The 22,260-nt window shown below is 75.3% G+C and carries 18 protein-coding genes; 5 read left to right on the top strand and 13 right to left on the bottom strand.

The annotated features are described in order from the left end of the window. Nucleotides 1-106 precede the first annotated feature (106 nt). The gene (locus tag ACRYRX_RS01270) at nucleotides 107-1,771 is read right to left on the bottom strand and encodes an alpha-keto acid decarboxylase family protein (protein ID WP_432509976.1); all 1,665 of its coding nucleotides are present in this window, start codon (nucleotides 1,769-1,771) and stop codon (nucleotides 107-109) included. Nucleotides 1,772-1,873: 102 nt separating this feature from the next. On the opposite strand from ACRYRX_RS01270, the gene ACRYRX_RS01275 reads away from it, so the two are divergent. Continuing rightward, nucleotides 1,874-2,329 (top strand): Lrp/AsnC family transcriptional regulator, encoded by a 456-nt coding sequence (locus tag ACRYRX_RS01275; protein WP_432509977.1) that lies wholly within the window; start codon nucleotides 1,874-1,876, stop codon nucleotides 2,327-2,329. Between the two features lie 137 nt (nucleotides 2,330-2,466). Next, a complete protein-coding gene (locus ACRYRX_RS01280; protein ID WP_432509978.1) occupies nucleotides 2,467-4,482 on the top strand; it encodes an alkaline phosphatase in 2,016 nt (671 codons plus the stop codon). 66 nt (nucleotides 4,483-4,548) lie between these two features. On the opposite strand, the gene ACRYRX_RS01285 is transcribed toward ACRYRX_RS01280, so the two are convergent. Together ACRYRX_RS01285 and ACRYRX_RS01290 are read right to left on the bottom strand one after the other, a co-directional pair. Next, entirely contained in the window at nucleotides 4,549-5,265 is a 717-nt protein-coding gene (locus tag ACRYRX_RS01285) for a hypothetical protein (RefSeq protein WP_432509979.1), read from the bottom strand. A 308-nt stretch (nucleotides 5,266-5,573) separates the two neighbouring features. After that, nucleotides 5,574-5,945: a VOC family protein gene (locus ACRYRX_RS01290; RefSeq protein ID WP_432509980.1), complete on the bottom strand. Its 372-nt coding sequence runs from the start codon at nucleotides 5,943-5,945 to the stop codon at nucleotides 5,574-5,576. Between the two features lie 116 nt (nucleotides 5,946-6,061). On the opposite strand from ACRYRX_RS01290, the gene ACRYRX_RS01295 reads away from it, so the two are divergent. Continuing rightward, entirely contained in the window at nucleotides 6,062-6,445 is a 384-nt protein-coding gene (locus ACRYRX_RS01295; RefSeq protein WP_432509981.1) for an ATP-binding protein, read from the top strand. Nucleotides 6,446-6,648: 203 nt separating this feature from the next. On the opposite strand, the gene ACRYRX_RS01300 is transcribed toward ACRYRX_RS01295, so the two are convergent. Continuing rightward, nucleotides 6,649-8,235, bottom strand: coding sequence for a methyl-accepting chemotaxis protein (locus tag ACRYRX_RS01300; RefSeq protein WP_432509983.1), 1,587 nt, complete (start codon nucleotides 8,233-8,235; stop codon nucleotides 6,649-6,651). A 134-nt stretch (nucleotides 8,236-8,369) separates the two neighbouring features. Here ACRYRX_RS01300 and ACRYRX_RS01305 point away from each other — a divergent pair, with 134 nt between their 5' ends. After that, nucleotides 8,370-8,876 carry a GyrI-like domain-containing protein gene (locus tag ACRYRX_RS01305; RefSeq protein WP_432509984.1) on the top strand — a complete coding sequence of 169 codons (507 nt, stop codon included), beginning with the start codon at nucleotides 8,370-8,372 and terminating at the stop codon, nucleotides 8,874-8,876. A gap of 15 nt (nucleotides 8,877-8,891) precedes the next feature. On the opposite strand, the gene ACRYRX_RS01310 is transcribed toward ACRYRX_RS01305, so the two are convergent. From ACRYRX_RS01310 to ACRYRX_RS01330, 5 genes are all read right to left on the bottom strand, one after another. Beyond that, nucleotides 8,892-10,724: a SpoIIE family protein phosphatase gene (locus ACRYRX_RS01310; RefSeq protein ID WP_432509985.1), complete on the bottom strand. Its 1,833-nt coding sequence runs from the start codon at nucleotides 10,722-10,724 to the stop codon at nucleotides 8,892-8,894. A 103-nt stretch (nucleotides 10,725-10,827) separates the two neighbouring features. Next, the gene (locus ACRYRX_RS01315) at nucleotides 10,828-11,307 is read right to left on the bottom strand and encodes a DUF2382 domain-containing protein (RefSeq protein WP_432509986.1); all 480 of its coding nucleotides are present in this window, start codon (nucleotides 11,305-11,307) and stop codon (nucleotides 10,828-10,830) included. Nucleotides 11,308-11,359: 52 nt separating this feature from the next. Next, nucleotides 11,360-12,277 carry a DUF2382 domain-containing protein gene (locus ACRYRX_RS01320; protein WP_432509987.1) on the bottom strand — a complete coding sequence of 306 codons (918 nt, stop codon included), beginning with the start codon at nucleotides 12,275-12,277 and terminating at the stop codon, nucleotides 11,360-11,362. A gap of 237 nt (nucleotides 12,278-12,514) precedes the next feature. Beyond that, a complete protein-coding gene (locus ACRYRX_RS01325) occupies nucleotides 12,515-13,675 on the bottom strand; it encodes an aminotransferase class V-fold PLP-dependent enzyme (RefSeq protein ID WP_432509988.1) in 1,161 nt (386 codons plus the stop codon). A gap of 122 nt (nucleotides 13,676-13,797) precedes the next feature. After that, entirely contained in the window at nucleotides 13,798-16,362 is a 2,565-nt protein-coding gene (locus ACRYRX_RS01330; RefSeq protein WP_432509989.1) for a DEAD/DEAH box helicase, read from the bottom strand. A 118-nt stretch (nucleotides 16,363-16,480) separates the two neighbouring features. On the opposite strand from ACRYRX_RS01330, the gene ACRYRX_RS01335 reads away from it, so the two are divergent. Next, nucleotides 16,481-17,167, top strand: a complete 687-nt coding sequence (locus ACRYRX_RS01335; protein ID WP_432509990.1) for a PAS domain-containing protein — start codon at nucleotides 16,481-16,483, stop codon at nucleotides 17,165-17,167. Between the two features lie 46 nt (nucleotides 17,168-17,213). On the opposite strand, the gene ACRYRX_RS01340 is transcribed toward ACRYRX_RS01335, so the two are convergent. The 4 genes from ACRYRX_RS01340 to ACRYRX_RS01355 all read right to left on the bottom strand — a co-directional run bounded on the left by ACRYRX_RS01340 (nucleotide 17,214) and on the right by ACRYRX_RS01355 (nucleotide 22,174). Further along, the gene (locus tag ACRYRX_RS01340) at nucleotides 17,214-17,618 is read right to left on the bottom strand and encodes a helix-turn-helix transcriptional regulator (RefSeq protein ID WP_432509991.1); all 405 of its coding nucleotides are present in this window, start codon (nucleotides 17,616-17,618) and stop codon (nucleotides 17,214-17,216) included. A 239-nt stretch (nucleotides 17,619-17,857) separates the two neighbouring features. Further along, nucleotides 17,858-19,294: a hypothetical protein gene (locus ACRYRX_RS01345; RefSeq protein ID WP_432509992.1), complete on the bottom strand. Its 1,437-nt coding sequence runs from the start codon at nucleotides 19,292-19,294 to the stop codon at nucleotides 17,858-17,860. Continuing rightward, nucleotides 19,291-20,040 (bottom strand): glycosyltransferase family 2 protein, encoded by a 750-nt coding sequence (locus tag ACRYRX_RS01350; protein WP_432509993.1) that lies wholly within the window; start codon nucleotides 20,038-20,040, stop codon nucleotides 19,291-19,293. Before ACRYRX_RS01350 ends, ACRYRX_RS01345 begins: the two co-directional genes overlap by 4 nt. Before the next feature lie 10 nt (nucleotides 20,041-20,050). Next, entirely contained in the window at nucleotides 20,051-22,174 is a 2,124-nt protein-coding gene (locus tag ACRYRX_RS01355; RefSeq protein ID WP_432509994.1) for a SpoIIE family protein phosphatase, read from the bottom strand. Between the last annotated feature and the right edge of the window lie 86 nt (nucleotides 22,175-22,260).

Consider the following 22,260-nt stretch of genomic DNA (forward strand, 5'->3'; position numbering starts at 1 on the left):
GCCGATCGAGGACACAGCGGCGTCGCCGGAGGGCTGTGTCCTCGATCGGCGCGCGGTAGTCCTTGATCGGCGCGCGGTAGTCCTTGATCACCGCCGGGGTGGGGGGTCAGCGGACGGAGCGCGCGAGCTGGAGCAGGGAGTCGGGGGCGTCGTCGCGCGGCAGGACGAGTTCGACGAACGCCGCGTGGTCCGGGTCGGCGCGCACCTTCCCGAGGACGTCGCACAGCTCGGCGGGCGTCCGGGCCCGGAACACCGGCGTGCGCGGGGCGCCGAGGGCGGCGGGCAGCTTCGTCCAGTCCCAGGCCACGACGTCCTGGTACACGGCCTCGGGGCTGCGGATGGCGCGTTCCACCGTGTACCCGGAGTTGTTGACCAGCAGCACCGTCGGGGTCAGGCCCAGGGACAGCAGCCGCCCCAGTTCCTGGATCGTCAGCTGCGCCGAACCGTCGCCGATGACGAGCACCGTCTCGCGCCCCGGCGCGGCCAGCATCGCGCCCAGCGTCGCGGGCAGCGTGTAGCCGATGGAACTCCACACGGGCTGGCCCAGCAGGTCGCACCCGTCGGGCACCGTCATCTCCAGCGCCCCGTAGAACGACGTCCCCGCCTCGGCGACCAGCAGCGTCCCGGGGTTCAGCCAGCGCTGCAGCAGCGGCCACAGGTCGGCGTGGGTCAGCGGCCCGTCGGGGTCGGCGGGCACGTGCGGGGCCGGGTCGGCGACCGCCCGGGGCGGCAGCGGCGCCGGACGGGGGGACCGCGCCTCCAGCACCTCCTCGAGGATGCGCAGCGACTCCTCCAGGTACAGCCCGTAGAACGCCGACCCGGCGATCCGGGCGTGGTCCAGGTGCAGGTCGACCGCCGCGTCGGGGTCGAAGCCGTGGCTGAAGGAACCCGTGAGGAAGTCGGTCACCACGACCCCGGCCAGCACCAGCGGGGACGCCTCGTCCACCCGCCGCCGCGTCTGCGGGTCGCGGGTGAACCGGCCCGCGTACACGCCCAGCGTCGCCGGGTGCGACTCGTCGAGCATCGCCTTGGACGCCGACTGCGTCGCGATGCGCACCCCGTTCTGCGCCGCCAGGGCCCGCACCCGGTCCTCCAGGTGCCGACGGTGCAGGCGCGGGCCGGCGAGCACGGTGACCTCGGGGGCCTGCCCGAGGAACCGCGTCAGCGCGGCCCGGAACTCCTCGGCGACGGCGGGGTCGGAGTGCAGGACCCGCAGCGGCCGGTCCAGCGGCGCGGCGGGCACCGGCGCGACCGCCACGTCGGCGGGGATCCCCAGGTAGACGGGCTGGGAGGACCCGACGGCCGTCAGCAGGGCCCGGTCGATCGCCGTGCACGCCCCCTGCGCCCGGACGACGACGGCCGCGGCGCTGACCTCCGCCGCGATCCGCACGAAGTGGCCGAAGTCGCCGTCGGCCAGGGAGTGGTGCAGCAGCGCCCCCTCGGCCATCGCCCGGGTCGAGGGCAGCCCGACGACGTGGACGACGGGGACGTCCTCGGCGCGGCTGCCCGCGGTCGCGTTGACGGCCGACAGCTCCCCGACGCCGAAGGTCGTCACCAGCGCCGCCGGCCCCCGTCGCAACCGAGCGTGACCGTCGGCGGTGTACCCGGCGTTCAGCTCGTTGCTGGACCCGACCCACCGCAACCCCGACCCGCCGAGCAGCTCGTCGAGCAGCGCGAGGTTGAAGTCACCCGGCAGGCCGAACAGGTACCGGACGCCGAGCTGCTCCAGGCGGCGGGCCAGGTACGCCCCGACGGTGACGGTGTGAGTCATGGGGCTGATGACACGACATCCCGTCGGAACGTACAAGAGTCGTGCGTGTCGTTGGTCGTTCCGACCAGTCGCGAACGTGATCCGCTGCCTAGGGTGGTCGACGTGACCACTCTCGACGACACGGACCGGCGCATCCTGCTGGCGCTGGACCGCGACCCCCGCGCGACCGTGGCCCAGCTGGCGCTCGACCTGGGCCTGGCCCGGGGGACCGTCCACAGCCGCCTCGAACGCCTCGGCGCCGACCGCACCCTGCGGCCCAACTCGACCCGGCTGGACCCCGCGCGCGTCGGGTTGCCGATGCGCGCGCTGGTCACAGCGGGTGTCGAGCAGGGCGAGTTCGCCGGGCTCGTGGAGGACGTCGCCCGCATCCCCGAGGTCGTGGAGTGCCTCGGGATCTCCGGGGAGGCCGACCTCATGATCCAGATCGCCGCCCGGGACGCCGACCACGTCTACGACATCACCCAGCGCCTCATGCGCTGCCGCGGGATCCGCCGGACGTCGACCTCCATCGTCCTGCGCGAACTGCTGGCGTACCGGATGGACCACCTGCTCGCCTGAGCGCGGGGACGCGACGCGCGCACCGTGCACCGGCGGTTCCCGGCGCGTTCTCCTCGCGTTCGCCGCGCACTGCCACGTTGTGCCTGCCCCCGGAGCCGGCGCGTGGTCGCCGGAGAGCTCGAACGAGAGGTACCTCGGTGACCGACCCCCAGTCCAGCCCCCACGACGACGGCACGCAGGAGCGTCGCGGGTTCTTCACCCGCCGCGGCCTGCTCGGGACCGGTGGTCTCGCGACCGCCGTCGTCTTCGGCAAGGGCCTCGTCGACGCCTCCTCCGCGTCCGCCGCCCCCGCCTACGTGCCGGCGCAGCTGAACGCCAAGGACGCCCACTACTCGACGACCTTCCGCCGCATCGCGCTGCCCGCCGGCACCGGCAGCGCCGTGAGGGTCCTGCCCATCGACCGCGCCAAGTTCCAGGTCGGCGCGACGTTCGACCTGCGGGTCGAGGCCACCGGCGTCGACCCCGAGACCACGAAGATCGTCGTGAAGGTCAGCGACGGCAGCGGCCCCGCCCCCCTGCTGAGCCCGGCGCCGGTCCGCACCAGCTCCGCCGCCGACTCCGTCGAGGTCACCTTCGAGGACCTCGTCTACCCCGCCGAGGGCACCTACACGATCGCCGCCGCGGTCTCCTCCGCCAACGGCTCCGCCTCCCAGGAGGTGGAGCACGAGGTCGTCCTCAGCGAGGCCGGCGGCAAGACCGCGAAGAACGTCATCTTCTTCCTCGGCGACGGCATGGGCCAGGCCGCCATCACCGGCGCCCGGATCCTGTCCAAGGGCATCACCGAGGGCAAGTACGACGCGCTCCTGGAGATGGACACCCTCGACTTCCGCGGGAACGTCACCACCTCCGGCTGCGACTCGATCGCGACGGACTCCGCGAACTCCATGTCCGCGTACATGACCGGCCACAAGTCGGCCGTCAACGCGATGGGCGTCTACCCGGGCAACTCCGAGGACCCGACCGCGAGCCCGCGCGTCGAGACCCTCGCCGAGATCCTCAAGCGCTCGCGCGACATGTCGATCGGCATCGTCACCACCGCCGAGATCCAGGACGCCACGCCCGCCGCGGTGTTCGCGCACACCCGCCGCCGCTCCGAGTACCTGGACATCATGGACCAGGCCCTCACGCCGGGGCAGATGCCCGACGTGTTCATGGGTGGTGGCCGCGCGTCGCTGCTGCCGCAGTCGGTCGAGGGGTCGCGCCGCGAGGACGACCGCGACCTCGTCGAGGAGTTCAAGGACAAGGGCTTCGCGTACGCGGGGACCCGCACCGAGCTGTCGGCCGTCATGGCCGCCGGGACCCCCGACAAACTGCTGGGCACGTTCCACAACGGGAACCTCAACGTCTACATCGACCGCGAGATCACCCCGAACCCCGACGTGCTCGAGCAGTTCGACGACCAGCCCGGCCTGGTCGAGATGACGAAGGCCGCGCTGAAGGTCCTGGAGAAGAACGACAAGGGCTTCTTCCTCATGGTCGAGGGCGCCTCGATCGACAAGTCCGAGCACCCGCTCGACGGCCCCCGCGCCGTGTACGACACGATCGAGCTCGACCAGGCCGTCGGCATCGCCAAGGAGTGGGCGAAGGACCGCGACGACACCCTCATCGTCGTCACCGCCGACCACAACCACGCCATGAGCATCGCCGGGACGCACACCCTCTCGAAGGAGGGTTCGCCCGCGCGCCAGCAGAACGGCGTGTACGCCGACGCCGGGTTCCCGACCTACGTCGACTCCGACGGCGACGGGTTCCCCGACGACCCGAACCCCGACGTGCAGCTGTTCTTCGGCTGGTCGAACCACCCCGACCACCCGGACGACTTCGCGCACAACGCCGTCCTGGCGCAGCCGGCGCTGGAGGACCCCGCCACCGAGCAGGCGTTCCCCAACCCCGACCGCGACCCGGGCGCCGTCGTCCAGATCGGCAACCTGCCGCTGGAGGAGACGAACTGCGTGCACACCGTCGAGGACGTCTTCATCGGCGCCTCGGGCCCGGGCGCGCAGCGCTTCGCGAAGCTGCTGGACAACACCGAGGTGTTCCACAACGTCTGCGCCGCGCTGGGTCTGCAGATCCCCACCTACGCGCTGAAGAGCACCGGGAGCAGGACGGCCGAGGCCGAGGTCTCGGCGCAGCAGGCCGAGCTCGTCGGCTGACGCACGCCCCGGGGCCGTCGCCCGGTGCCGAAGTCGGCACCGGGCGGCGGTCCCTCGCGCGCCGGGTCAGACGTCCACGAGGACGTCGAGCGCCGCGACCTCGCGGAAACCCAGCCGGGCGAACCCCGCCGCCTCGCCGTCGTCGCCGGGGTGGGTGTGCGCGACCTCCGCACCGGTCTCGAAAGCCCTGCGCAGCAACCAGTCCGCCAGCGCCGGGACGGGACCGGCCAGCCCCGCCAGGTACGCGGCCGGGCCCGCCCAGCCGTCCGAGCGCAGCACGTACCCGGTCCCGACCGCGACGCCGTCCCGGTGCGCGAGCACGACGTCGGCCTCGGGCGCGGCCAGCAGCGGGGCGCACCAGGCGGCGGTCGCCGCGCGGTCCCCGCCGAACGCGGCGTGGTCCACCGCGACGACGGCGTCGAGGTCGGCGGGGCCGGCCGGACGCAGGTCCAGGCCGGCCGGGGCCCGCGCGGGCCGCGCGTCCGCCCGGTGCAGCAGCACGAGCCGCTTGCGGAACAGGTGGGTCCCCCACGGCCACGCCGACCCGGCGGGGACCCGCACCCCCCAGGGCACGCCGCGCGCGCCGTACCAGGAGCGCAGGGCGCCGACGTCGACGTCCGCGGCGTCGTGGACGTCGGCGTTGTTCCACTGCGCGTGCGCGAGCCCGCTCGCCATCACCCGCGCGCCGGGCAGCTCGGCCGCGCCCGCGCGCAGCCGGCCGTGCACCTGCCAGGCGTCGCCGTGCGCCGCCAGCGCCCGCCACCGGTCCGTCCCCCCGATCACACTGAGCAGTGTGACGCAGGACACGTCCGGGGGTCGTAACGCTCCCGGGGGCTGCCGCGATGTCGTGGGTGAGTCCGGGGGGCGTGCCCAGATCCGGGGGGACCTGTTCGCGTCGGACTCGTGGGGGAAGCAGTACCCGTGCTCGGTGGTCGGGGGGTCGACCACCGGGGACGAAGCCCGGGAGTCCGGGGGGTGCGTCCCGACCGGGGGGTCGGTGAGGACGCATCGGGCTCGCGGAGCCGCGGTGTCAGCCTGGTGGCCGGGGGGTCGGCCACCAGGCAACCCCGGCGGACCCTCCCTCCGGCAGGTCACTCCGGCAGGTAGAGGCAGAACAGGTGCCCGTGCGGGTCCCGCATCACGCGGACCGTCTCCTGCGGCTGGAACTCCTCGACCACCGCTCCGCCGGCGACGGCGTGCTCCACCGCGGCGACGAGGTCGTCGACCGCGACGTCGAGGTGCACCTGCATCTGCTGGTCACCCGCCTGCGCGGGCCACCGCGGCCGCACGAACGACTCCTCCCGCTGGAACGACAGCCCCGGACCGCCAAGAGGGTCGGCCAGCACGACCCAGTCCGGGTCCTCCTCGCGGGTCCGCAGACCCAGCAGGTGCCGGTAGAACGCCGCCAGCGCAACGGGTTCGGGGCTGTCCAGGACGGTCGAGGTCAAACGCAGGTGCGCCACCGCACCAGGGTCGTCCGTCCCCGCCGCACCCGCACCCCGGCGCTCGTCCCCCGGCCGCCGACACGCGGAGGGCCCCCGCGCCCGGCGCACGGCCCCCGGTGGTCCACCATCGTGACGTGAGCGCCCGGTCCGAACCGTCGTCGCTGAGCCTCGAACGCAGCCGCCGGGCCGCCTCCCGGGCCCGCGCGTTCGTGCGCGAGCGCTGCCTGCGCGAAGGGGTCCCCGAGTCCGTCTGCGACACCGCGGTGCTGCTCGTCAGCGAACTCGTCACCAACGCCGTCGAGCACGCCCGCAGCCGCGTCGACCTGGCCGTCGCGGTCACCCCGGCCCGGGTCCGCGTCGAGGTCGGGGACCACGACGGGGCCCTGCCCGCGATCCAGCGGGCCGACCCCGGCGCCGTCCACGGCCGCGGCATGGCGATCGTCGACGGCCTGGCCGGGGACTGGGGCGTGCGTCCCGTCGCCCGCGGCAAGACCGTCTGGTTCGAACTGCCCCGCTGACCCGCGGGGAGGGCGCTGCGGCGCCGATGCAGGGGGTGGCGAACCCCCCCGGCCCGTGAGGACGGGCAGCGCTGCCCGGCCCGCGGGACCCGCTGCACGCCCCGGCGGTCCTGGTGCCCGGTGCGCTCCGCGCCTGTCCGCGTCCCCCGTGGTGCTGGCGACGTCCGGCGGCGGCCCGACGCCGGGGCCGCCGCCGGTGCGGGTCAGATGCGGAAGCGCCCCACGACGTCGCGCAGCCGCCCCGTCACGGTCCGGACGTCGTCGGCGGCGGCCCGGGTGGTGACGACCGAGGCCCCGGTCGCGTCGGTCGCGTCGGAGACCTGCCCGATGCTCCCGTCGATCCGGTGCGCGCCGTCGGACGCCTCGCCGAGGGCGCGGCTGATCTCCGACGTCGTCGCCGACTGCTCCTCCACGGCCGAGGCGATCGAGGTCTGCAGGTCGTTGACGCGGGCGATGACCTCGGCGATGGAGCCGATCGCGGCGACGGCGCCCTGGGTGTCGGCCTGGATCGTGCCGACCCGGCGCGAGATGTCCTCGGTGGCGCGGGCCGTCTGCTGCGCCAGTTCCTTCACCTCACCGGCCACGACGGCGAAGCCCTTGCCCATCTCCCCGGCCCGGGCCGCCTCGATGGTCGCGTTGAGCGCCAGCAGGTTCGTCTGCTCGGCGATCGCGGTGATGACCTTCACGACGTCACCGATCTCCGCGGAGGACTCCCCCAGGCGGGTCACGACGGCGTGGGTGGTCTCCGCCGTCTCCACGGCCTGCGCGGCGACCCCGGTGGCCTGCGCGGCGCTCTGGGAGATCATCCGGATCGCCGACTCCATCTCCTCCGACGCGGCCGAGACGGTCTGCAGACCCGAGGTGACCCGGCTGACGTCCTCGGTGACCGCCCGCACCTGCACCCCGGCGCGACCGGCGGCGCCGTCCGCCTCGGCGCTGCTGTCCAGCAGGCCCCGGGCGGAGCGGTCGAGGTCGTCGGCGGCCGCGGCCACCGCGGAGAACTGGCCGCGCAGGTCGGCCAGGGCGCCGTCCAGGGCGGTGGCGATGGTGCCGAGCTCGTCGCCGCGCTGGACCCCGCTGCCACCGGTGAGGTCCCCGCGACGCAGACCGTCGGCGGCGGCGGCGATGGCACGAGCGTCGCGGCGGACCCGCCGCACCACGGCGACCGTGGTCAGCAGGGCCAGCCCCAGCCCCGCCACCAGGACGGCGACCGTGACGACGGTGGCCCGCTGCGCCGCCGCGTGCCCGGCGGCGACCAGGTCGTCGACCTGCTGCTGGGTCAGCTGCCGCAGCTCGGTGAGGGCCTCGGCGACGGCGGCCTCGGCCGCGTCGTAGTCGTCCACGGACTTCTTCAGCTCCGCCGGCGGGGCGTCGAAGGGGACCTCCAGGGCGGCGTCGCTGATCGCCAGCTGCTCGGTGAGGGTGTCGACCAGCTCGGCCTGGCGGCCGGTGGTCCGCTCGTCCAGCAGGGCCAGGCTCTCCTCGACCTTCCCCCGCGCGACGTCGTGCGCCGCGCTGAAGCGCGCGATCTGCTCCGCGGTCATGTCGGGGGTCGCGGTCGCCACCGACAGGAAGTTCAGGTTGGCCGAGGCGTGCTGGGCGGCCAGCTCCTGGGAGGCCGCCTGGACGGCGATCCCCTGGTGCTGCAACGTGGTCAGCGCGCTCGCCTGCTGGTGGGCCTGGACGGCGCTCGCCCCGCCCAGGAGCACGGCGACCGCGGCCATCGTGCCGGTCGAGAGGGCGAAGCCGCCGGTGAGGCCGACGCGGGTCCGCTTGCCGTGCTGTGCCACTGGTCCTCCTGCCGTCGAACCCGGGATCGGGCCTTCGAGGGGAGATCGACCCGGCGCGGACCGGACTTGAGCCCGGCGCACCGGCGCGCTCCCGGCCGGCGGTGAGTTCCGCGGCGCCCGGAGGTCCACCCCCCGTGCACACCACGCTGACCCGAGACCCCGTCGTCGTCGACCGCCCGGCCGTCCCGCACGTCGGGGTCCGCCGGACCGTCACCCCGACCACGATCGCCTCGGTCGCCGACCGCATCGGCGACCTGGTCGGGCTCGTCCTGGACGCCGGGCGGGCCCCGGCCGGGGCACCGTTCCTGCGGTACGAGGTGATCGACGCGGCGGCGGGGATGGTCGTGGTGGCCGGGGTCCCGGTCGACGGCCCCGTCCCCACGACCGGCGACGTCCACACCGCGACCCTGCCGGCGGGCCGGTACGCCACCGTCGTCCACCGCGGCCACCCCGACAGCCTCGTCGGGGCCACCGGCGACCTGCTGGCCTGGGCGCGGGACCGGGGCCTCACGTTCGACGTGACCCCCTCCGCGGACGGCGACCGCTGGGGCTGCCGGCTGGAGAGCTACCTGACGGACCCCGCCACCGAACCGGACCTGGACCGGTGGGAGACCGAGCTGGCGTTCCGGCTCGCCGGCTGAGCCCCGGGCGCGCCGTCAGGTGCGCAGGGCCAGCAGGACCACGTCGTCCTCGACGTCCCCGACCTCCCCCACCGCCGCCAGCAGCCGGTCGCACAGCCCGTCCAGGTCCACCGGCTGCGCCGGGGGCAGCCCGCGGACGTGCTCCTCGACGGTCAGCGCCAGCCAGGCCAGGCCGTCGTCGATGTCCGTCGAGCGCCGTTCGATGAGCCCGTCGCTGTACAGCAGCACCGTGGAACCGGCCTCGAGCACGACGTCGTGGTCGCTGCGGGCCGTGCCGTGGTCCAGCCCCAGCAGCAGCTCGGCCTCGGTCCGCAGGATCCGCACCCGGCGGTCCGGACCCGCCACCACCGGCGGCGGGTGCCCGGCGTTGGACCAGCGCAACCGGTGCCGCCCCGCGGCCCGCAGCTCCTCGTCCTGCTCCACGCAGAGCACGACGGCCGTCGCCAGCGCCGGCACACCCAGCCCGGCCAGGGCCCGGTCCACCGCCCGCAGGACCCCCGCCGGGGGGTGACCGACCGTGTAGGCGATGCCGCGCAACAGGTTCCGCACCTGCCCCATGGCGGCCGCGGCCTCGCGGTCGTGACCGCAGACGTCCCCGACCACCAGCGTGCTCACCCCCGCGGAGGTGACGAAGCTGTCGTACCAGTCACCCCCCACCTGGGCCCGCTCGGCCGCGGCCCGGTAGCGGGTGACGACCTGCAACCCGTCGGGTTGCACCGGCTCGGCCAGCAGGCTGCGCTGCAGGACCTGCGCCAGCCGCCACGTCCGCTCGGCCTGCACCTGCTCCGCCTCCCGGACCCGGAGCCGGGCCAGGGTCTGCGCGCACTGCGCGGCGAACGCCTCCAGCACCCCCAGCGCCGCGGCGGAGAACGTCTGCGGCTGCTTCCACCCCACCAGCAGCGCCCCCAGGACGACCTGGTCACCGACCTCGTCGACGGAGGTCAGGGGCAGGCAGACCCACGCCTGGCAGCCGCTGATCTCGACGATCTCCCGGGCCCCGTGCCCGTAGGCGAGCGTGGACTCCAGGTCCGGCAGCAGGATGCGCCGCCCGGTGGCCACGGTCACCGCCACCGGCAGCGGGTCGTCCAGCCGCAGCTGCGCGTACCGCAGCTGGATGCCCGCCCCCAGCGACGCCGTGATCGTCAGGTCCACCACGTCCCCGGAGCGCACCCCGACGGCGCCGCCCTGCGCGCCCAGCGCGGCCAGCCCGCGGTTGACGACGACGTCGGTGAGCTCGGCGACGTCGGCGGCGCGCGCCACCCCCACCGACGCCTCGGCCAGCGCGGTCAGTTCCCGGGCGCGGGCCCGCTCGGCGTCCCGGGCGACCTGGAGCTCGCGGACGCGGTCGAAGAGCTCCGCCTCGGACGTCAGCGTCCGCGCCTGCCAGCGTTCCTCGGCCAGCCGGCGGCGCCGGCTGTCGTCCCGGTCGCTGAGGTAGTCGGTGATGTCCTCGACGCGGTGGATGAGGACCGCGACCTCGCCGGTGTCGTCCACGACCGGCGCGACCACGGACGACCACCACCGCTGCCGGGGCTGCCCGGTACCCGGGTCGACCTGGGGGAAGGGCTGAGGGGACAACGATTCCGGGCGGCCGGTCGCGAGGACGTGCTCCAGGCACTCGCGCAGCCCGGTCAGCCCGGCGTCCTCGGCGTCGCGGGGGTGGTCCGGCGGTGCCCCGTGCTCGCGCAAGACGTCCAGGAGGGGCCGGCCCTCGACGTGGGCGGCGTCGCGGCCCAGCAGCCGCAGGTAGGCGTCGTTCGCGCGGACGACCCTCAGCCGCCGGTCCAGCAGGACGTGGGGACTCGGCAGGGCGTGGAACACCCGCAGGTCGTCCAGCTGGACGTCCACCAGCCCTCCCGTGGTCGGAACGCTCGTGCGAGCGGGTCCCGCTCGGCACACCACTGTGCCAGCGTGCGCGCGACGGTGCCGGACGGCGCGGTTCGCGCGGTCGTCAGCCGGCGTCCGGTCCGCTGCCGGGCCGGGTGTCGGGCCGGGTGTCGGGCCGGGTGTCCAGGACCTCCACGTCCACGGCCTCGCTGCGCAGGTCGGTGCTGAGGACCTGCTCGCCCGCCACGGTGCGCACCCGGACGCGCACCTCCTCCACCGGCACGACGTCCAGCGTCACCCGGGGGACCTCCTCGTGCAGCACGATGACCAGTTCCTCGTCGCCGCGCGGGGCGCCGGGCCCCCCGGCCGCCACCGCCTCGCCGTCGGTGAACGGTTCGCGCGAGACGACGAGCTGCTCGACGCGGACGGGCACCTCGACGGTGCGGGTGGTGGTCACGACGCGCTTGGAGAAGCGCACCCGTTCCACCGGGACCCGTTCGGTGCCCACCCGCAACCGCTCGCCGTGCAGGACGACCCCGACGTCAGGTCCAGCGTCACCGGCCTCGTCCACGGGGACGTGCGCGCCGGGGGAACTGTCGTCCATGCTGGGTCCTGACGTCGGGTCGGCCTGCGGTCAGCGGCGGTTCAGCAGCGGGTCAGCGACGGTCGTCGCGGCCGCGGGTGGCGTCGACCTCCGTGTCGGTGTCGACGTCGATGACCTCCTCGCGCACCGTGGCCTCGACGGTCTCGGTGCCCTCGACGGTCTCGGTGCCGAGCTGGACGCGCTCGACCGGCACGGTCTCCTTGGCGGCCACGGCGCGCTCCTCGGTGAGGACCACCTCGTGCTCCTCCTCGGTCAGGTCCCCGCCGGACAGGGCCGCACCGCGGTTCTCCTCGGTGATCGGCTCGCGGGTCACCACGACCTCCTCGTGGGAGACCGGGACGGTCCGGGTGACGTTCTCGCTGGTGATGTACTTGCGCAGCCGCGCCCGGCCCGCCTCGCGGGTCTCGGTGCCGACGTGCAGCTCCTCCTTGGAGCGGGTCATCGCGTCGTCGGTGTCCGGGCCGGAGGTGTCGTGGCCCGCGGCGCGCTCGGTGCCGTGCCCGGTGCCGTGCCCGGTGGTGAGGTCGCTCACTCCGGCGGTGCCCGTCGTGGCGGTCTCGGTGCCGGTGGTCGCGGTGCCGGTCGTCGCGGTGCCGGTGGTCGCGGTGCCGGTCGTGTCCGTCACCGTGTCCGTCGTCCCCGTGGTGGTGGACGAGGAGTCGGCGATGCCGTAGTAGCGGTACAGGTCCGCCTCGTCGGACTCGCTCAGCTCGCGGCCCGGGTCGTGGTGGGGGGCGTCCTTGACCTTGCTCTTGTCGAACGGCACGGTCAGGACGTCGCCGGAGAGGCTGGCCGAGGCCAGCGGCAGCAGGGAGACGTTGGAACCGAACAACCCGGTCTTGACCGAGACCCACTCGGGGCGGCCGGTCCGGTTGTCCAGGAAGACCTCGTCGACCTTGCCGATCTTGTCGCCGTCGGAGCCGGTGACGGTCGTGCCGAAGAGGGTGTCGGGGGCGAAGTCGTGCGCCATGGGTGTTTCCCTTCCGAGGAATTCCCCGCGGCGGTGGCCACGGGTCGGACAGTTCAGCGGCCCTCGGTCTGGACCAGAGCGTGTTCCGCCGGCCTCGCGGCCGGTGTGCCGAGTACGATGCTGGCCCCTCCAGCAACGGCCGCAACCCGAAACGGGATCGCCGCAGGACGTGATCGCGAAGACGTTGCGGGACAAGAGGTCCTGCCCCGACCGACGGGCGGGGGAGCGTCCGGGCGGTCAGCCCTCGCGCGCCCAGGCCACCAGCGCGGGAACGACACGCCCGGCGAAGTCGGCGTAGTCGTCGGGCGTGTTGTAGGCGTGCGCGGTCAGCCGCACGAAACCCCGGCCGCCGAACGCCGTGAAGGCGGCCTCGACGCCGAACCGGGCCAGGACCCGGTCGCGGACCGCGTCGGTGCCGCCGGGTCCCGCGCCGAGGCGGCCCGGCAGCGCGAGGAGGCGGAACGGGCCGGCGGGGGTGCCGACGTCGACGCGGTGGTCCTGCCCGGTGTGCCGGGCGAACGCGTCGGCGACGAGGTCGGCGCCCTGCGCGACGAGCGCGGCGGCGTCGCGGCGCACCACGTCCCAGCCGACCTCGCGCTCCACCACGTCCAGCGCGTCGGGCGCCGCGAGCCAGCTCGTGAAGTCCAGCGTGCCCTGGGCGTCGAACCCCTCGGGGAAGGGCCTTCCCGCCCCCCAGGAGTCGATGAGCGGGTGCAGGTCGTCGCGCAGCGGGCCGCGGGCGACGAGGACCCCCGTCCCGCGCGGCGCGCACCCGAACTTGTGCAGGTTGCCGACCCACGCGTCGCAGTCGACCCCCGCCAGCGGGTCGGCCAGCAGGAGCGGGACGTGCGCGCCGTCGACCAGGAACGGGATCCCGCGGGCGCGGGCGGCGGCGCCCACGAGGTCGACGGGCAGGAAGCGGGCGGTGGGGGACGTCACGTGGTCGACGACGGCGAGGACCGTGCGGTCGGAGAACTCCGCCGTGATCGCCTCCGCCGCCTCCTGCGGGTCGGCGGCGAGCGGGACGTGGGCGGTGCGGACGGTGCAGCCCCAGCGCCGCGCGAAGCGGTGCGCGCCCATCGTCACCGCGCCGTACCCGTGGTCGGTGACGACGACCTCGCCGCCGGGCGCGGCCCGCAGCGAGCCGTGGACGACGCTGGCCCCCGCGCTGGCGTTCGGCACGAACGCGAGGTCGTCCGCGGACACCCCCAGGTAGGGGGCGACGCGGGCCCGGGCCGCGGCGATGCGTTGCGGCACACCGACGAACCACTTGACCGGGGAACCCTCCATGAGCCGGCGGTACTCCGACTGCCGGTCGAGGGCGGGACGGGGCACGGCCCCGAAGGACCCGTGGTTCAGGTGGCGGACGTCGGCGTCCAGGTCCCAGGTGAGCGTCACCCGCCCATCCAACCCGCCCACCCCCCGGTGATCAAGGACTCCCCCACTGCGATCAAGGACAGCCGCTGCGCGGAGGCACCGGGTTTCCTTGATCGCGGTGGGGGTTTCCTCGATCGCCGGGGTCAGAGGCGCAGGAGGCCCGCGACGCGCAGGACGGCGGCACCGGCCTCGTCGGAGGCGTCGAGGTCGACCTCGGCGACGATGCCCCAGTCGCGGTCACCGGCGGGGTCCTCCAGCACCTGCCGCACGTACCAGTTCCGCGGCGAGCCCTTCGGTTCGGGGCCGGACCCGTCGTCGACCTGGAGCAGGTGCGGGCCGCGGGCGTCGGGGCCGGTGCCGATCGAGTCGTGCTCCTCGTAGTACGCGTCGAGCTGGTCGGCCCAGGTGTCCTCGTCGGGGGAACCGTCCAGCTCGGCCAGCGCGGCGGGCCGGTCGAGGGCGCACAGCTCGACGAACCGGAACACCGCGTTGCGCACCAGGACCCGGAAGGCGCGCCGGTTCGCGGTGACCGGCGGCGCCTCCTCCTCCTGCGGCGCCACCACGTTCTCCACGTCGTCCACGTCGACGCCGTCGCGCAGCGCCTCCCACTCGGCCAGCAGCGAGGAGTCGGTCTGCCGCACCACCTCCCCCAGCCACTCGACGAGGTCGGTGAGCTCCTCGGTGCGGGCGTCGTCGGGCACGGTCTGCTTCAGCGCCTTGTAGGCGTCGGACAGGTACCGCAGGACCAGGCCCTCGGAGCGGGCGAGCTGGTAGTGCTGGACGTAGTCGCCGAACGTCATGGCGCGCTCGTACATGTCCCGCACGACCGACTTGGGCTTCACCTCGTAGTCGGCGACCCACGGGTTCCCGCTGCGGTACGTCTCGTACGCGGCGCGCAGCTCCTCGTCCAGCGGGCGCGGCCACTCGACGTCCTCGAGGAGTTCCATGCGCTCCTCGTACTCGATGCCGTCGGCCTTCATCCGCTGCACCGCGTCTCCCTTGGCCTTGGACCTCTGGGCCAGCAGCACCTTCATCGGGTCGTCGAGCGTCGCCTCGATGACGGACACGACGTCGAGGGCGTACGTGGGCGACTCCCGGTCCAGGAGGTCGTCGACGACGGCGAGCGCGAACGGCGACAGCGGCTGGTTGAGGGCGAAGTCGAGCTGGAGGTCGGCGACGAGGCGGACCTGCCGGCCGTCGGGCAGCGGCGCGGGCAGCTTCTCCACGATCCCGGCGTCGAGCAGGGCGCGGAACAGCTCCACGGCCCGGCGGACGTGCTTGAGCTGGTTCTTGCGGGGTTCGTGGTTGTCCAGCAGCAGGTGCCGCATCGCCTCGACGGGGTTCCCGGGGCGCTGCAGGACGTTGAGCAGCATCGAGGTCGTCACGCGGAAGTGGGAGGTGAGCTGCTCGGGTTCACCGGTGACGAGCTTGTCCATCGTCTGCTGGGACCAGGAGACGAAACCCTCGGGGGCCTTGACGCGCTGGACGCGCTTGAGCTTCTTGGGGTCGTCGCCGGCCTTGGCGACGCGGCGGGCGTTCTCGACCTCGTGCTCGGGGGCCTGCACGACGACGGTGCCGGCGGTGTCGAAACCGGCGCGGCCGGCGCGGCCGGCGATCTGGTGGAACTCCCGGACGCGGTAGTGCCGGTTGCGGCGGCCGTCGAACTTCGTGAGCCCGCCGAACAGCACGGTGCGGATGGGGACGTTGATGCCGACGCCGAGGGTGTCGGTGCCGCAGATGACCTTCAGCAGCCCGGCCTGGGCGAGCGTCTCGACGAGGCGGCGGTACTTGGGCAGCATCCCGGCGTGGTGGACGCCGACGCCCATCCGCAGCAGCCGGGACAGGACCTTGCCGAACCCGGCGGCGAACCGGAACCCGCCGATCGCCTCGGCGATGGCGTCGCGCTGCTCGCGGGTGGCGATCCTGGCGCTGGTCAGGGCCTGGGCCTGCTCGACGGCGGCGGCCTGGGTGGCGTGGACGACGTAGACGGGCGCGCGGTCGGTCTGGAGCAGTTCCTCGACGGTCTCCTGCAGGGGGGTCGTCGCGTAGGAGTAGTGCAGCGGGACGGGCCGCTCGACGGACGTGACGAGCGCGGTGGACCGCCCGGTGCGCCGGGTCAGGTCGTCGCGCAGGGCGGTGACGTCGCCGAGGGTGGCGGACATGAGCAGGAACTGCACCTGCGGGAGTTCGACCAGCGGGACCTGCCAGGCCCAGCCGCGGTCGGGGTCGGCGTAGAAGTGGAACTCGTCCATGACGACCTGGCCGACGTCGGCGAAGGCCCCCGAGCGCAGCGCGAGGTTGGCGAGGACCTCGGCGGTGCAGCAGACGATCGGGGCGCCGGGGTTCACCGAGGCGTCGCCGGTCATCATGCCGACGTTCTGCGCGCCGAAGACCTCGATGAGCGCGAAGAACTTCTCGCTGACCAGGGCCTTGAGGGGGGCGGTGTAGAAGGAGCGGACCCCGCCGGCGAGCGCCGCGGCGTGGGCGCCGGCGGCGACCAGGGACTTGCCGGAGCCGGTGGGGGTGGCGAGGACGACGTTGGAGCCGGAGACGACCTCCAGGAGGGCCTCCTCCTGCGCGGGGTACAGCGTGATGCCGCGGGAGGTCACCCAGGTGGTGAAGGCCTCCAGGACGGTGTCGGGGTCGGTGGCGGCGGCGCTGCCCGCGGCGGGGAGCAGGTCGGGGAGGGTGGGGTCGGTGATCGTCATGGCGGTCCCATGGTCCCACCGGTGGCGGGCGGGGGGCGGGTGGTTCCCGACCGTGGTGCTGGACCCCCCTCCTGCGTCATCCTGGCCCCCGGTCCGTGATCAGCGGGATCAGGAGGGGGTGAGCACCGTCGACGACGACCGCCTGTCGCGCGAGCACCACGTCCGGCGGCGCGCCGAGCAGGTGCGGGCCGACCTCGAGGGCCTGTGGGGCGACGAGCCGCCGCCGGGTCCGGACCCGGAGCTGACGTCGCTGGTGGACGCGCTGGCGCTGGACGACGACCACGGCCGGCGCGCGGGCCTGCTGGTGCAGGGGGACGCGATCCCGTTCCACGTGCTGGTCCGGTTGCTGCTGACCAGTTCGGTCGGGGAGGCGGTGCTGCCGGAACTGCCGCCGGAGCTGCGGGCGCGCATCGACCTGGTGGCGGCGACGCTGGACCCCGACGCGCTGGCGACGTGGGTGGCGAACCGGGGGCTGCCGCAGACGCCGTCGGGGGCGTTCGCGCTGCACCTGGAGCCGCCGGTCGTGGACCTGGACGAGCGGGTCAGCGGGTTGCTGGGGTTCGCGGCCCGTCAGCAGCGGGTGAGCTGGGGCGAGGTGCTGTCGCGGGTGCACCCGCAGGACCGGGAGGACGTGCGGCGGGCGACGGTGGAGGCGCTGGGGAAGGCGTCGTCGCTGGGGATGCGGTTCCGGGTGCTGCACGCGGACGGGTCGGTGCGGTGGCTGTCGACCGTGGCGCACGCCCTCACGGGCGAGGACGGCCGGACGACGCGGCAGATCGTGGGGTTCACGATGCCCAGCCCGTGAGGGCGGCACCGCCGCGACCGGCCGGGGGTCGCGGCGGTGCGGGCGGTCAGGAGATGAGGCCGTCCTGGCGGGCGACGGCGGCCGCGGCGGCGGAGGAGCGGACGCCGTACTTGCGGCGGACGGAGGCGAGGTGCTGGGCGACGGTGTTGGGCGCCAGGCCGAGGCGCTCGGCGACGACGGAGCCGGGGCAGCCGTCGGCGATCATCTGCAGGATCTCCTGCTCGCGGGCGGTGAGCGTCACGCCGGGGCGGCCGGGGGTCTGCGCGCGCTCGGCGGCCTCCAGGACGCGGTAGCGGGCTTCGGAGACGAGGACGAAGCGGTTGCCGGCGGCGTCCTCGACGATCATGCGGCGATCACCGCCGGCGACCGTGCGCAGGACGTCGCTCCACCAGTCGTCGGGGACCTGGACGCCGTCGCCGTCCACCACCGCCGTGCCACCACCGTGATCCATGTGTTCGCGCCCCTCAGCCGTTCGTTCGACGTGGTTCGATCCCCGGGGCGGGCCCCGGGTCCTGACGAGGTTCGGGCGGTCGCGGCTCACCCTTGACCGGTGGCCGGGTGGAGCCACCCGACCGGATGAACCGTTCCAGCGGGCCGGTGACCGCCCCGATGGACCCATCAGCGTCCCCGATGGGGGTCCGCCCGTGCGGGCCCGGTAGGTGAGCCCTCACCGAGAATGCCACAGAGTGACTACGCAACGACCCTGCGTCGGCATCGGAGTCCCCAGAACACCGTCAGCAGCAGCGCCGCCCACGCCACCCACGGCCCCACCTCCCGCCGGTACCCCAGCGTCACGGCCTCGACGGCCGGGCTCATCCCGTCCACCAGCCCCGGCACGTACGCCACCGCCAGCAACGTCAGCCGCCCCACCAGCACGCCCGTCCACACCCCCGGCACCACCGCCAGCGCCAGCGGCCCCCACAGCAGCAGGTCGTACCAGGGCAGCTCGTACGCCGCCCCCAGCAGGTACCCCGCCGCCACGACCGCGCTGACCCCCGCCGCGCGCTGCAGCTCGTCGCCGCGCACCAGGACCGGCCACCACAGCACCGCCACCAGGGCCACCACCGCCACCATCCCCGGCAGCAGCACCCCCCGCGGCACGCCCGCGTCCACCAGCGGCCGCCAGACCGTCGCCAGCGACACGTACCGGCTCGCCGTCCGCGTCTGGTCGTACGCGTGCGCCCCCGCCCACAGGTGCGCCGGCACCAGCACCACCACGGCACCCGCGACGCCCCGCACCCACCAGCCGGGCCGCACCCGGCCCGCGGCCAGCGCCGCCACCACGATCCCCAGCCCCACCGCGCCGTACGGCAGCTTCGTCCCCACGGCCACCGCGAGCGCCACCCCCGCCCACCCCGGGCGGTCCCGGGCCAGCAGCAGCGCCGCCACCGCCGCCGCCCCCGCCAGCACGTCCGCGTGCGCGCCGCCCAGCCCCACCGTCAGCAGCAGCGGGTTCGCCGTCCACAGCACCGCGAACCGGGCCCGCGCGGCGTCCTCGCGCAGCAGCCGGTGGGCCAGGACCGCCACCGCCGCCCACGCCAGCAGCAGCAGCAGCTGCCACGCCCACACCGTCGTGCGCACCGAGTCCCCGCCGGCCAGCGACGAGGCCGCCATCAGCAGCCCCCCGACCGGCCCGTACACCGACGTCGTCGACCGCCACGGGTCCCGCACCGCCGACGCCACCGGGTCCGCGCCGCCCGCGAACGCGTCCGGGGCCTGGCTGTACGGGTCGCCCCCCAGAGCCGCGATCCGGCCGTACGCCGCGTAGCTGAGGTGGTCGGCCGACCCGACCGGCGGCAGGAGCGTCAGGACCAGCGCGGCCAGCGCGGCCAGCAGCAGGGACCGGCGCGGGCGCCAGCCGCGGTGCACCGCGCGGACCCCCGCCCCCAGCCCCACCCCGCCGGACAGCACCGACACCGCCAGCAGGACCGTCACCAGCGCCGAGCCCGGGCGCACGCCCAGGTCGAACGCCCCGGCCCCCGGCCCCAGGTCCGGCACCGCCGCCGACGGCCCCAGGACCGCCACCACCGCCCAGCCCAGCAGGCACACCGCGCTCGCGGCGCCGGCCAGCCGGACCGGGCGCACGGCGGGACCGCCGGCCGCCCCCGCGGCGCGCAGGACCGTCACCGGGTGAGGCGGCGCAGCGCGTCCTGGACGCGGCGGCGGCCCAGCGCGCGGGCCACGTCCCGGAACTGCGCCGCCCGGTGCAGCTGCCCGCGCAGGTCCGCGCCCGAGACCCGGTGGTGCAGGTCGCAGGGGACCTCGCGGACCACGAACCCCGCGCGCAGCAGGTCGATCGTCAGCGCCGTCTCCACGCCCCACCCCGGCGCCAGCGGCAGCGCCGCCTCGAACGCGGCCCGCGTCAGGCAGCGCATCCCCGACAGCGGCTGCTGCGGCGACCACCCCGCGGCCGCCAGGGTCCCCCGGCGGGACAGGCCCACCACGAACCCGTGACCGCCCCCGGCGGTGGCCTGCCGCGGCAGCACCGCGATCGTCATGTCCGCCTCGCCGGACAGCACCGGGACCGTCAGCGGGGCCGTCGCGGCGGCGCTGGCGCCCAGGTCCGCGTCCACGAACAGCAGCGGCCGCGGCCGCACGCCCTCGCGCGGGCGGGCCCGCTCCCACTGCGCCACGGCCTGCGCCCCGGTCCGCATCGCCGCCGCCTTCCCCCGGTTGCGGGGGTGCGCCACGACCACCGCCCCCGCGTCCCGCGCCACCTTCGACGTCAGGTCCGACGACCCGTCGTCCACGACGACGACCACGTCGACGACGTCCAGCGCGGCGACCGCGCGCACGGTCGCGGCGATCCGCTCCTGCTCGTCCTTGGCCGGGACGACGACCGCGACGGTCGGGGACGGGCGCAGAGCAGGCACGGCGGCGACGCTAGCGCAGCCGCAGGCCCAGCACCGTGACGTCGTCGTCGACGGTCGCGTCCGGGCCGACCATCCGGGACACCAGCAGGTCGACGATCTCGGTCAGCTCCCCCCGGGCCGCGCCCCGGAAGTGCTCCAGGACCTCGCCCAGCCCGGCCGTCAGCGACCGCTCCCGCGTCTCCACCAGGCCGTCGGAGAACACGATCAGCGCGCTGCCGGGGGTCAGCCGCACGTCCACCACGTCGGTGCGCGGGTCGCCGCCCACCCCGATCGGCACCCCCGGGGGCACGTCGAGGTAGTGCGGGCCGTCGTGGCACGTCAGCGGGGGCAGGTGCCCGGCGCTGGCCGCCAGCAGCCGCCCGTCGCGGTGCAGGACGCCGTAGAAGATCGTCACGAGGTCGTCGCCGCCGCCGACGCGGGCCAGCGTGTCCAGCCCCCGCAGGACCGCGGTGGGGTGGGGGTCGACGAGGGCCAGGGTGCGGACCTGGGTGCGGACCACGCCCATGACGGTCGCCGCGCGCGCCCCGCGGCCCATGACGTCGCCGAGCACGACGGCCACCCGGTCCTCGTCCAGGGGGACGAGCTCGGCCCAGTCGCCGCCGACCTCGACGCCCGCGCTGGTCTGCGCGACGCGGTGGGTGCTCAGCCAGTCCACCGGCGGCAGCGGCCCCGGGCGCAGGGCCTCGGCCAGGACGGTCGCGGTGTCGCGCTGCTGCTGGAGCAGCTGCATGCGGTCCAGCGCCCCGGCGACCTGCCGGGCGAAGGCGAGGAGGAAGTCGCGGTCGTCCTCCTCGTGCACGCCGGAGTCGGTGAACCCCAGGGTCAGCGCGCCCAGCCGGCGGGTGCGGGAGTTCAGCGGCAGCACCGCCCACGACGTCTCCCCCAGCCGCAGCGCCGCCTCGAAGTAGGGCCGCACGAACGCCGGCAGCGCGGCCACCCCGGCCGCGCCCACGGGGTACGCCCCGCGCTCGCCGGCGACGGCTCCCAGGTCGTCCAGCGTCAGGTCGGTCAGGTCGTCGGTGGTGCGGGTGCCGTCGGCCAGCATCCGGTGCACCCTCAGGCCCGTCTCGCCCTGCCCCTCGGCGACGGCGAGGGTGCCGCGGACGGCGCCGCCGTCCAGGCAGGCGCGCAGGACGGCGTCGAGCACCTGCGGGTACGTCGTCGCGGTCGCGAGCGCCGCGGTGAGGGCGTTGAGGGTGCGGGTCCGGCTGCGGGCGCGGGCGCGCTCGGTGACGTCGTCCAGGGAGCCGACCCACTCCACGATGCGGGAGGCCGGGTCGGTCGGGTCGGCCAGCACCGGGACGGCGACGGCCGTCAGGGTCCGCCACCCGCGCAGCCCCCGCACCCGCATCCGGAACCGGGCGGCGGACCGGTCCTGCACGGACCGCTGGAAGGTGTCCAGGACGGCGGGCAGGTCCTCGGGGTGCACGTCCTGCTGCCAGGCGCTGCCGCGGACGTCGGCGCGGCCGGTCAGCGCGGACCAGCCGGGCACGTCGCTGGTGACGCCCTCCCCGGGGCGGGCGGTGAAGACGTCGAGCGAACCGGCCTCGGCGAGGGTGCGGTAGCGGCGGGCGGTGCGCCGGGCCTCGCGCAGCAGCCGGGCCCGTTCCAGCGCCAGGGCGCACTGCCCGGCGAGGGTGGCGGCGAAGACCTGCTCGGCGGGGTCGAGGGACCCCTCGCGGGCCAGGCCGAAGCGCAGGACCCCGACGAGGCGCTCGCGCGCCACCAGCGGGTACATGGCCCAGGAGTGCTCTCCGAGCTCCAGGACGCTGTCGTTGAGGCCCGGGCCGGTGCCGGGACCCGGTGCGGTCCCGAAGCGGGCGGCGAGCTCGGCGCGGTCGCGCAGCAGGACGGGGCGCAGGGTGCGGGCGGCCTCGGCGCTGGGGGTGGCGGAGTCCAGGGGGACGGGGCGGCCGCGGCCGAGGCCGGCGAGGTCGTCGTCGTGCGGGTCCTGGGGGACGAGCAGGGTGCCGGTCTCGTCGAGCAGCGCGACGCCGCAGGTGCTGGTGCGCAGCACGTCGCGGCCGGTGCGCAGGACGGCGGTGACGGCGTCCCGGACGTCGAGGGCGGCGGCGAGCTCGGCGGCGGTGCGCTGGAGCAGTTCCAGGGGCGGGGCTGCCGCGGGCACGTCCACGCAGCGGCCTCCGGTCCGGGTCCACGACCCGGCCCGGTGCCGGATCGTGACCTGACCGTATCCGACCGAGCGCGCTGCGTGTCTGA

The organism is Kineococcus lubricus, from assembly GCF_050871965.1.
Lineage (GTDB): Bacteria > Actinomycetota > Actinomycetes > Actinomycetales > Kineococcaceae > Kineococcus.